Here is a 10,571-nt window from a genome sequence, read left to right as displayed (position 1 = left end):
GGCCGAGACGCCGGGCGAGGCGAAGCGGCCGGAGCATCCCTTCACCCAGCTTTCCCGCGAGATCGACTACAAGGTCTTCACCCGCGAGTTCGACGAGCAGATCGCGGCCGAGGAGCTGTGCGACGAGGAGGAGCTGACGCGGCTGCGCGCCTTCCTCGACAAGCAGCTCGCCAACCTGCAGGGCGTCGTCGGCCGGCTCGCCAACCGGCTGCAGCGCCGGCTGATGGCGCAGCAGAACCGCTCGTGGGACTTCGATCTGGAAGAGGGCACGCTCGACGCGGCGCGGCTGGTGCGCGTGGTCATCGATCCCATGCAGCCGCTGTCCTACAAGCAGGAGCGCGACACCCAATTCCGCGACACCGTCGTTACCCTGCTGCTCGACAATTCCGGCTCGATGCGCGGCCGGCCGATCTCGGTGGCGGCGACCTGCGCCGACATCCTGGCGCGCACGCTGGAGCGCTGCGGCGTGCGGGTCGAGATCCTCGGCTTCACCACGCGGGCGTGGAAGGGCGGCCAGGCGCGCGAGAAATGGCTCAAGGAGGGCCGCCCGCCGAACCCGGGCCGGCTCAACGACCTGCGCCACATCGTCTACAAGTCGGCCGAGGCGCCGTGGCGCCGGGCGCGCCGCAACCTCGGGCTGATGATGCGCGAGGGCCTGCTCAAGGAGAACATCGACGGCGAGGCGCTGTTGTGGGCGCACAACCGGCTGATCGCGCGGCCCGAGCAGCGCCGCATCCTGATGATGATCTCCGACGGCGCGCCGGTCGACGATTCCACGCTGTCGGTCAATCCCGGCAACTATCTCGAGCGCCATCTGCGCGCGGTGATCGACCTGATCGAGACGCGCTCGCCGGTCGAGCTCTTGGCGATCGGCATCGGCCACGACGTGACGCGCTACTACCGCCGCGCCGTCACCATCGTCGATGCCGAGGAGCTCGCCGGGGCGATGACCGAGCAGCTCGCCGCGCTGTTCGAGGAAGAAGGCGCGCGCCGCGGCACCCCGGGCGGCGCGCTGCGCCGGACCGGCTGACCACCGTGCGGCGCACGCTTCGCGCTCTCGCGCTCGGCGCGGCGCTCGCCGGCGCGCTGCCGGCGGCCGCCGGGGGCGGCGAGATCGCGATCCGCAGCCGGCCGATCGAAAACTTCCACATCGGTTCCGACGAGACGCGCTTCGGCCCGCTGCGCTTCGTCGGCGGGCTGGAGATGAACGCGCGCGGGCGCGACTTCGGTGCGCTGTCTGCGCTGCGCTTCCGCACGCCCGGCGAGACCTTCGTCGGCGTCGCCGACACCGGCTTCTGGTTCTTCGGCCGCATCACGCGCGACGAGGCGGGCCGGCCGAGCGGCGTCGCCGACTTCCGCATGGCGGCGATGGTCGACGAGACCGGCGAGCCGACGCGCGAGAAATGGACGACCGATGCCGAGGGCCTGGCGGTCAGGGACGGTGTGGCCACCGTCGGTTTCGAGCGCGCCCACCGTATCGCCGACTTCCGGCTCGACCCCGAGGCGATGGGCCAGCCCTTCGCCGAGCGCGACTTCCTGGTGCCGGCGCACGAGCTGCGCCGCAACCGCGGCTTCGAGACGGTGGCGCACGCCCCGGCCGACGGGCCGCTCGCCGGGGCGCTGGTGATCGTGACGGAAAAGAGCCTCGACGCCAATGGCGACATCTTCGCCGCCGTGCTCGACGGGCCGCGCAAGGGCATCTTCTCGGTGGCGCGCTCGGACGGCTTCGACATCACCGACGGCGCCTTCCTGCCGGACGGCGACCTCGTCCTTCTCGAGCGCCGCTTCACGATGGCCGACGGCGTGGCGATGCGGCTGCGGCGCATCGCCGGCGACGCGATCCGCCCCGACGCGACGGTCGACGGCGCGGTGCTGCTCGAGGCCGACATGCGCTACCAGATCGACAACATGGAGGCGCTCGACGCGTGGCAGCGCGCCGACGGCACCGTCATGCTGTCGCTGATGTCGGACGACAACCACTCGATGCTGCAGCGCAATCTCTATCTCGAGTTCGCCCTGGTGGGCGACTGAGGCGCGCCGTCAGCGCGCGGCGGGCGCCGGGCGCAGCACCGACAGAAGCGCCCCGTAGGGCACCAGCATCGCCAGCCCCACCAGAACCTTGACGGCGAAGTCGCCGAACGCCAGCGACAGCCACAGCGGCATCGCCACGCCGAACAGGCTGGCCGGAAAGGCGAGCGTGCCGTCGGCCAGGCCGAAGGCGGTGTCGAGAGCGGCGAAGGGCGGCGCAAAGGCGATGGTGAAGAACAGCGCGGTGTCGAGCACCGAGCCGGCGAGCGTCGAGATCAGCGGCGCGCGCCACCAGGCGGTGCCGCGCAGCCGGTCGAACACCGCCGCGTCGAGAAGCTGGGCGGCGAGGAAGGCGCTGCCGGAGGCGACCGCGATGCGCGGGCTGGCGAGCCACACCGACAGGACGACGGCGAGCGCGAAGCCGGCGAACACCACGCGGCGCGCGGCCGCCGGGCCGAAGCGCCGGTTGGTCAGGTCGTTGACGAGGAAGGCGACGGGGTAGGTGAAGGCGCCCCAGGTCAGCACCTCGCCCAGCCCGAAATGGGCGAAGGGATGCTGCACCAGCACGTTGGACAGCGCCACGACGGCCGCCATGGCGGCCACGAAAGGCCAGATTCGCGCGAAACGGGTCATTTTTTTATCCTGGGTGATGGAACCAGTGGTGCGGGCCTTGCGGCCCACGCGGACGCTCGCGGCCTAGGCGGCCGGCTGCGCCGGCTCGGCGAGCTTCTTGGCGACCTGCTTCTTGAGCAGGCGGGCGCGCTGCGACAGCTCGGCCTCCTTCGCCTTCATCAGGAAGGCGTCGAGACCGCCGCGATGCTCCACCGTGCGCAGCGCGTTGGCCGACACGCGCAGGCGGAACTTCTGGCCGAGCGCCTCCGACATCAGCGTCACGTCGCACAGATTGGGCAGGAAGCGACGCCTGGTCTTGTTGTTGGCATGGCTGACATTGTTGCCGGACAGCACGGCCTTGCCGGTCAGTTCACAGGCGCGGGACATCTCTCAAACCTTCGCGTTCGTGCCGGGCCAAATGTCCGTGCCGCACCGGAAGAAGGCGGCGCGCGGACGATCTCAGGCGGCCTGATGGAAAATCGCCGGTTCCCATAATGCCTATTGGCGGCGCGGTCAAGCAGGCTGCGGTGCGGCCCTTCCCAAGATTCGCCCCAATCGCGGCGGAAAACCGACCGTGCCGCGGGCGGGAAGGGCGTCGCGCGGCCGGAGTCGATGTCATGCACCCTATCGCGTCGAAACCCTTGGCGGCCGCCCTTTTCGCCGCCGTCGTCGCCGCCGCCGGTCCCGCGGCGGGCGAACCGCACCACTACCGCGCCCGCTACGACGCCTCGCTGCTCGGCTTCCCGATCGGCCAGGCGGCGTTCGAGAGCCGCTTCGACGGCGCCCGCTTCGAGGTCACCGGCAGCTTCGCCAGCGCCGGGCTGGCGCGTATCTTCGACCGCACCGAGGGCAGCGTGACGGCGAAGGGCGCCCTGGCGCCGGCCGCGCCGAAGCCGGAGCGGTTCAGCCTCGACTACCGCAACGGCGACAAGCGCCAGACGACCGAGATCCGCTTCGCCGACGGTCGCGTGGCGGCGACCGAGAACGATCCGCCGCCCAAGCCGCGCGGCGACGACTGGATCGCGGTGGCGGGCGCGGAACTGCGGCGCGCCGTCGATCCGCTGTCGGCGATGCTGGTCAGGGCCGATGCGCCCGACGCGGTGTGCGGCCGCACGCTGCGCGTCTATGACGGGCAGACGCGGGTCGACTTCGTGCTCGACGCGGCGACGGGCCGCGACCGGCTCGACGCCGGTGCGGTCACCTGCCGGGCCCGCTTCGTGCCGGTGTCGGGCTACCGCAAGGGGCGCTCGGCGATCGCCTTCCTGCGCGACCGGGCGCGCATCCTGGTGGCCTTCGCGCCACTCGGCGAGACCGGCGTCTATTCGCCCGTCGAGGCGGCGATCGGCACCGAGATCGGCACGGTGCGCGTGCGCGCGCGCTCCATCACCCGCGTCGACTGACCCGGCCGAGCGGCCAGCCGCCCGCCGGGCGTGGGCCGCAGGCCTCTGGCCGCGGCGCGCGCGCTGTGCTTGATGGCGGCGGCGCGCGGATGCAGGAGGGGCGACGATGGAGCGACGATCGGGCGGGCGGCGGCGGCCGGAGCGGAGCCGGGCCACATGATGCCGTTTGCCGGCGGCGTGAGCGCGACGGCGAACGGCACGCTGATCCTGTCGCTGGCGGCCGCGGTCTACTATCTGCTGCTGCTCGGCCGGCCGCCCTCGCTGCGCCGCACGGCGGTCAAGGCGGGCAGCGTGGCGCTGCTCGCCGTGCTTTCCTGGCAGGCCGGCGGGCCGCCGCTGCTCGTCGTCGCGCTGCTGCTCAGCGCGGCCGGAGACGCCTTTCTCGCGCATCCCGGCGAGCGCGCCTTCCTGGCCGGACTGGCAAGCTTCCTCGCCGGCCATCTCGCCTATGTCGCGCTGTTCCTGCTCGTCGGCGGCGGCGCGGCGGCGGTCGCCGGCTGGCGCATCGCGCTCGCGCTCGCCATGGCGGCCTTCGCGCTCGCCATGCTGCGGGCGCTGTGGCCGGCGCTGGCCGGCGCCATGCGCGGCCCGGTCGCGGCCTATGTGGCGGCGATCCTCGCCATGGGGCTCGCCGCGCTGACGCTGCCGAGCGCGCTCGCCATCCTCGGCACCGTGCTGTTCATGCTGTCGGACGCGATCCTGGCGGCGGCGCGCTATCTTCTGCCGGCGCGCTCGCCGCATCACGGCTGGATGAGCCCGGCCGTGTGGATCAGCTATGTCTGCGCCCAGCTCTTCATCGTGCTCGGGCTGGTCGTCTGACGGCGCGCCAGGCCGTCGCGGTCGAGAGCCGACCTGCTCTTCACGGAAACGCAGATCGGCTCCAAGTCATCGTCTTGACGCGTTTCCGGGCGAACCGGTCTCCACGTCGCCTGGACGCGCTTCAGAAGACGTCCTTGCGCTTGCGCAGCTCGGCGAACACCGCCTCGTCGGAGGCGTCGGCCATGTCGAGGTTGCGGCGGATCACCGGATCGTGCCAGCGCAGGAAGGGGTTGGTCGCCATCTCCTCGGCCAGCGTGGTCGGCAGGGTCGGCTTGCCGTCCTCGCGCAGCGCGTCGATGCGCTCGGCGCGCTGCTTGAGCGCCGAGTTGGTGGGGTCGACGCTGAGCGCAAAGCGCGCGTTGGCCTGGGTGTATTCGTGGCCGCAGTAGATCACCGTGTCGAGCGGCAGCGCGGCCAGCTTGCGCATCGAGCCGAGCATGTCGGCCGGCGAGCCCTCGAACAGCCGGCCGCAGCCGAGCGCGAACAGCGTGTCGGCGGTGAAGGCGATGCCGGCGTCGGCGAAATGATAGCTGATGTGGCCCGCCGTGTGGCCCGGCGTCTCGATCACCTTCGCCTCGTGCCGGCCGACGCGCACCGTGTCGCCCTCGGCGAGCGTGCGGTCGATGCCGGGAATGCTGTCGGCCTCGGCGGCCGGGCCGACGACGGTGAGGCCGAAGCGCTCCTTGAGGGCGGGGATCGCCTCGACGTGGTCCGGGTGCTTGTGGGTCACCAGCACCATCGTCGGCTTCCAGCCGGTGCGCTCGATCGCCGCCAGGATGGCGCGCTCCTCGGGCGCGTCGATCAGCGCCGTCTCGCCGGTCTCGCTGTCGTGCGCGAGCACGCCGAAATTGTCGTCGCGGCAGGTGAACTGTTCGATTTCCAGGGCCATGATCCTCTCCGTTTGCGCCGAACCTAGGGCGGCGCGGCGTGCCTGTCACCCGTTTGCGGCGGCTTCCTTGCAGCGCCATTGCGTCGCGGATACCGTGCCGCGCATGAACGCCGACATCGTCGACCTGCGCGCCTTCTATGCCTCGCTGCTGGGCCGGCTGGCCGAGCGCTCGATCACCATGGCGCTGTCGAGCGTGTGGGCCAAGCTGGCCAACGAGCGGCTGGTCGGCCTGGGCTACGCGGTGCCCTGGCTGGAGCGGTTCGGCGCCGATTCGGAACGCGTGCTCGCCTTCATGCCGGCCGCGCAGGGCGCGGTGAACTGGCCGCCGGCCGGGCCGTCGGCCACCGCGCTGGTCTTCGAGGAGGAGCTGCCGCTGGTCGATGCGTCGGTCGACCGGGTGCTGATGGTGCATGCGCTGGAGCATGCCGAGAACCCGCGCGAGACGCTCAAGGAGATATGGCGGGTGCTGGCGCCGGGCGGCCGGCTGGTCCTGGTGGTGCCCAACCGGCGCGGCCTGTGGGCGCGCTTCGAGCACACGCCGTTCGGCACCGGCCGGCCCTACTCGCGCAGCCAGCTCACCGAGGTCCTGCGCGACGCCAACTTCACGCCCGGCGCCTTCGCCGACGCGCTGCACTTCCCGCCCTCGAAGCGCCGCTCGGTGATGCGGCTGCACCAGGTGGTGGAAAGCGCCGGCCGTCGCTTCTGGCCGATCTTCGCCGGCGTGCTGGTGGTCGAGGCGCAGAAGCGGCTCTACCAGGGCCTGCCGTCGCCGGCGCGCGCCTCGCGCCGCGTCTTCGTGCCGGTGCTCACGCCGCAGGGCGCCACGCGCGCCATGCGCGCAATGCCGGCCGCGGCGCCGGCGCGACGCAAGGGGGAGTGAACGCATGCCAGTCGACACCCGCATCACCGCGCTCTTCGGCATCGCGCTGCCGGTCCTGCAGGCGCCGATGGCCGGCTCCTCCGGCGCCGCGCTGGCGATCGCCGTGTCGCAGGCCGGCGGTCTCGGGGCGCTGCCCTGCGCCATGCTGAGCCCGCAGCAGATCCGCGACGAGGTCGCCACCATCCGGGCCGCCACCGACCGGCCGATCAACCTCAACTTCTTCTGCCACCGCACGCCGGAGCCCGACCCCGAGGGCGAGACGGTCTGGCGCCGGCGTCTCGCGCCCTATTACGAGACCTTCGGCATCGATGCCGACGCGGTGCCGGCAGGGGCCGGGCGCCGGCCGTTCGATGACGAGGCGGCGGCGCTGGTCGAGGCGCTGCGGCCCGCGGTGGTGAGCTTCCATTTCGGCCTGCCCGAGGCCGCGCTCGTCGCCCGCGTCAAGGCCGCCGGCGCGCGCGTCATCGCCTCGGCGACGACGGTCGCCGAAGCCCGCTTCCTGGAGGAGAACGGCTGCGACGCGATCATCGCGCAAGGCGCGGAGGCGGGCGGCCATCGCGGCATCTTCCTCGCCGGCGACGTCGCCGCCCAGCCGGGCACGCTGGCGCTGGTGCCGCAGGTGGTCGACGCGGTGTCGGTGCCGGTGATCGCCGCCGGCGGCATCGCTGACGGGCGCGGCGTCGCCGCCTGCCTGCTGCTCGGCGCGGCGGCGGTGCAGGTCGGCACCGCCTATCTGACGACGCCGGAGGCGCTGACGGGCGCGGGCCACCGCGCCGCGCTTCAGGCCGCCGCCGACGACTGCACCGTGCTGACCAACGTCTTCACCGGGCGGCCGGCGCGCGGCCTGCTCAACCGCATCGTCGCCGAGCTCGGGCCGATGAGCGCGGAAGCGCCCGCCTTCCCGCTGGCGGCCGGCGCCGTGGCGCCGCTGCGGGCGAAGGCGGAGGCGGCCGGCCTGTCGGACTTCTCGCCGCTGTGGGCCGGCCAGGCAGCGCCGCTGGCGCGCAGCATGCCGGCCGGCGCGCTCACCCGTGCGCTGGTCGACGAGGCGCAGGCGCTGCTCGCGCGCACCGGCCTGTAGGCCAGGGCGCCGGCAAGCGGGCGGCCCGGGTCGGGCACCGCCTTGCGCCGCTCAGCGGCGCAGCAGGAAGACCGCCTGCTGGCCGAACATGTTCCAGAACGCCCACGGCATCGCCAGCGCGATCTTCTGGCCGTAGCGATCGAGGGCGGTGGCGCTTTCCACCGTCGCGCCGAGCTCGTCGCACAGGCTGACGAAATCGCGGATGGTGCAGAAGTGGATGTTGGGCGTGTCGTACCAGCTGTAGGGCAGGTCGCGGGTGACCGGCATGCGGCCCTTGAACAGCAGCGACAGGCGCACCCGCCAGTGGCCGAAATTGGGGAACGAGACGATCGCCCGCTCGCCGATGCGCAACAGGTCGTCGAGCACCGCCTTGGGGTTGCGCGTGGCCTGCAGCGTCTGCGACAGGACGACGTAGTCGAAGCCCTTGTCGGGGTAGAAGCCGAGGTCGCGGTCGGCGTCGCCCTGGATCACCGACAGGCCGCGCGCCACGCTCTCGTTGACGCCGCGCTGCGACAGCTCGATGCCGCGGCCGTCGACGTTCTTCTCGTTCTGCAGCAGCTCGAGCAGCTCGCCGTCGCCGCAGCCGACGTCGAGCACGCGCGCGCGCGGCTCGATCAGGTCGACCACCACCTTGAGGTCGATGCGCTGCGTGTTGTTGACGCTCATGGCAGGTCGAGCCCGCGGGCGCGCGCGGCGGCGCCGAGGAAGCCGCCGACGGTGGCGAAGAACTCCGGCTCCTCGAGCAGGAAGGCGTCGTGGCCGCGGTCGGTCTCGATCTCGACGAAGGAGACCGAGGCGCCGGCCGCCGTCAGCGCGTGCACGATGGTGCGGCTTTCCTCGGTCGGAAACAGCCAGTCGCTGGTGAAGGAGACGACGCAGAAGCGCGTGCTCGTGCCGGCGAAGGCGTCGGCCAGGCGGCCGTCGTGGTCGGCGGCGAGATCGAAATAGTCCATCGCCCGGGTCATGTAGAGATAGGCGTTGGCGTCGAAGCGGTCGACGAAGGTGATGCCCTGGTGGCGCAGGTAGCTCTCGATCTGGAAGTCGGCGTCGAAGCCGAAGGTCAGGTTCTCGCGGTCCTGCAGGTTGCGGCCGAACTTGCGGTGCAGCGCGGATTCCGACAGATAGGTGATGTGCGCGGCCATGCGGGCCACGGCCAGCCCCTTCTCCGGCCGCTTGCCGTGCTCGAAATAGCGCCCGCCGCACCAGTCGGGATCGGCCATCACCGCCTGGCGGCCGACCTCGTGGAAGGCGATGTTCTGCGCCGAGTGGCGCGCGCCGGTGGCGATCGGCACGGCGGTCAGCACGCGTTCGGGATAGCTCGCCGCCCACTCCAGCACCTGCATGCCGCCCATCGAGCCGCCGATGACGGAGAACAGCCGGTCGATGCCGAGGCTGTCGACCAGCATGACCTGTGCGCGCACCATGTCGCGGATGGTGATGACCGGCAGGTCGAGGCCATAGGGCCGGCCGGTCGCCGGGTTGCGCGAGGCCGGGCCGGTCGAGCCGAGGCAGCCGCCGACCACGTTGGCGCAGATCACGAAGAAGCGGTCGGTGTCGACGGTGCGGCCGGGGCCGATCAGCTTCTCCCACCAGCCGGGCTTGCCGGTCACCGGGTGCGCGTTGGCGACGTGCTGGTCGCCGGTCAGCGCGTGGCAGACGAGGATGGCGTTGGAGCGCGCGGCGTTGAGCTGGCCGTAGGTCTGGTAGGCGATCTGGAACGGCGCTAGGTCGACGCCGGCGTCGAGCGCGAGCGGCCGGTCCGGCCCGAAGCGCATGACCAGGCTCGACGGATCGTTGGCTTCGTTCCTCGCCCGTTTCGCCTCGACCGGCGCCATCTTCCGCTCCTTCTCCGCCGGCCCCCGTGCCGCGACACGAAAAAGCCGGCGTTGCGCGCGCAAGGCCGGCTCAGGAAATCCCGCGTGCGGCCTTTTAGCGACTTGTTTAACGTGGCTGCAAGCCGACCGGCCAAATCACCACGGAACCGGCCGATTGATAGGCCGGAAGGCCGTTTGCGTCAACGCCGATCATCCGGTAAAGCAGGCGGCCTTCTTGCGCGAGACCAATTCCATGAGCGAGCCCGCCCGCCCCGAACCGAAGCCCGGCGTGATGGACATCGCGGCCTATGTGCCCGGCCGCGACACGGCGGCCGGCGTGGCGAAGGTCTACAAGCTGTCGTCGAACGAGACGCCGCTCGGGCCCTCGCCGAAGGCGGTCGAGGCGGTGCGGCGCAGCCTCGACCATCTCGAGGCCTATCCCGACGGCTCGGCCACCGCGCTGCGCCAGGCGATCGGTGCCGCGCACGGGCTCAACCCGGCCAACATCCTGTGCTCGAACGGCTCGGACGAGCTGCTCGGCCTGTTGGCGCAGACCTATCTGAAGCCCGGCGACGAGGCGATCTTCACCGAGCACGCCTTCCTCGTCTACCGCATCCAGACGCTGGCCGCCGGCGCGCACCCGGTGGTGGTGCCGGAGACCGACGAACGCGCCGACATCGACGCCATGCTGGCCGCGGTGACGCCGCGCACGCGGATCGTCTTCCTCGCCAACCCGAACAACCCGACCGGCACCTATGTGCCGTTCGGCGAGGTGCGCCGGCTGCAGGCCGCGCTGCCGCCGCACGTGCTTCTGGTGCTCGACGCGGCCTATGCCGAGTATGTGCGGCGCAACGACTACGAATCCGGCATCGAGCTGGTCTCGTCGTCGCGCAACGTGGCGATGACGCGCACCTTCTCGAAGATCCACGGCCTGGCCGGCCTGCGCATCGGCTGGATGTACGCGCCGACCCACGTCATCGACGCGGTGAACCGCGTGCGCGGGCCGTTCAACGTCAACGCGCTGGCGATCGCCGCCGGCGCGGCGGCG

Annotated in this window: 11 protein-coding genes, 1 pseudogene and 1 riboswitch; of the genes and pseudogenes, 7 read left to right on the top strand and 5 right to left on the bottom strand. The window is 71.9% G+C overall.

Annotation, left to right across the window (positions count from 1 at the left end; all coding sequences use genetic code 11):
* A pseudogene (locus tag N1F89_RS19520) lies at positions 1-1,030 on the top strand (cobaltochelatase subunit CobT); the annotation flags it as partial.
* A 5-nt stretch (positions 1,031-1,035) separates the two neighbouring features.
* Entirely contained in the window at positions 1,036-2,031 is a 996-nt protein-coding gene (locus tag N1F89_RS19515; RefSeq protein ID WP_290086114.1) for an esterase-like activity of phytase family protein, read from the top strand.
* A 9-nt stretch (positions 2,032-2,040) separates the two neighbouring features.
* Here N1F89_RS19515 and N1F89_RS19510 read toward each other — a convergent pair whose 3' ends face one another.
* Together N1F89_RS19510 and rpmB are read right to left on the bottom strand one after the other, a co-directional pair.
* Positions 2,041-2,661 carry a queuosine precursor transporter gene (locus N1F89_RS19510; protein ID WP_290086113.1) on the bottom strand — a complete coding sequence of 207 codons (621 nt, stop codon included), beginning with the start codon at positions 2,659-2,661 and terminating at the stop codon, positions 2,041-2,043.
* 63 nt (positions 2,662-2,724) lie between these two features.
* A complete protein-coding gene (rpmB, locus tag N1F89_RS19505) occupies positions 2,725-3,027 on the bottom strand; it encodes a 50S ribosomal protein L28 (protein WP_290086112.1) in 303 nt (100 codons plus the stop codon).
* 254 nt (positions 3,028-3,281) lie between these two features.
* Here rpmB and N1F89_RS19500 point away from each other — a divergent pair, with 254 nt between their 5' ends.
* Both N1F89_RS19500 and N1F89_RS19495 read left to right on the top strand, forming a co-directional pair.
* Positions 3,282-4,040 (top strand): DUF3108 domain-containing protein, encoded by a 759-nt coding sequence (locus N1F89_RS19500; RefSeq protein WP_290086110.1) that lies wholly within the window; start codon positions 3,282-3,284, stop codon positions 4,038-4,040.
* Between the two features lie 156 nt (positions 4,041-4,196).
* The gene (locus N1F89_RS19495) at positions 4,197-4,859 is read left to right on the top strand and encodes a lysoplasmalogenase family protein (RefSeq protein WP_290086109.1); all 663 of its coding nucleotides are present in this window, start codon (positions 4,197-4,199) and stop codon (positions 4,857-4,859) included.
* Between the two features lie 121 nt (positions 4,860-4,980).
* Here the strand turns inward: N1F89_RS19495 and gloB are convergent, their stop codons facing one another.
* Positions 4,981-5,748, bottom strand: a complete 768-nt coding sequence (gene gloB, locus N1F89_RS19490) for a hydroxyacylglutathione hydrolase (protein ID WP_290086108.1) — start codon at positions 5,746-5,748, stop codon at positions 4,981-4,983.
* Between the two features lie 103 nt (positions 5,749-5,851).
* On the opposite strand from gloB, the gene N1F89_RS19485 reads away from it, so the two are divergent.
* Both N1F89_RS19485 and N1F89_RS19480 read left to right on the top strand, forming a co-directional pair.
* Positions 5,852-6,628: a class I SAM-dependent methyltransferase gene (locus N1F89_RS19485; protein WP_290086107.1), complete on the top strand. Its 777-nt coding sequence runs from the start codon at positions 5,852-5,854 to the stop codon at positions 6,626-6,628.
* A gap of 4 nt (positions 6,629-6,632) precedes the next feature.
* Complete coding sequence (locus N1F89_RS19480; protein WP_290086106.1) at positions 6,633-7,709, top strand: nitronate monooxygenase; 1,077 nt, start codon at positions 6,633-6,635, stop codon at positions 7,707-7,709.
* 51 nt (positions 7,710-7,760) lie between these two features.
* Here the strand turns inward: N1F89_RS19480 and metW are convergent, their stop codons facing one another.
* Together metW and N1F89_RS19470 are read right to left on the bottom strand one after the other, a co-directional pair.
* A complete protein-coding gene (gene metW / locus N1F89_RS19475) occupies positions 7,761-8,375 on the bottom strand; it encodes a methionine biosynthesis protein MetW (RefSeq protein WP_290086105.1) in 615 nt (204 codons plus the stop codon).
* Positions 8,372-9,544 (bottom strand): homoserine O-acetyltransferase, encoded by a 1,173-nt coding sequence (locus tag N1F89_RS19470; protein WP_290086104.1) that lies wholly within the window; start codon positions 9,542-9,544, stop codon positions 8,372-8,374. Before N1F89_RS19470 ends, metW begins: the two co-directional genes overlap by 4 nt.
* A 74-nt stretch (positions 9,545-9,618) precedes the next feature.
* Positions 9,619-9,696, bottom strand: a riboswitch (SAM riboswitch).
* Between the two features lie 80 nt (positions 9,697-9,776).
* On the opposite strand from N1F89_RS19470, the gene N1F89_RS19465 reads away from it, so the two are divergent.
* The coding region (locus tag N1F89_RS19465) for a histidinol-phosphate transaminase (protein ID WP_290086103.1) at positions 9,777-10,571 on the top strand (795 nt) is incomplete at its 3' end.

Source organism: Aquibium sp. A9E412 (assembly GCF_030398335.1).
Taxonomy (GTDB): Bacteria; Pseudomonadota; Alphaproteobacteria; order Rhizobiales; family Rhizobiaceae; genus A9E412.
Note: the sequence above shows the minus strand (reverse complement) of the source record. Positions and strands in the feature narration are given on the sequence as shown.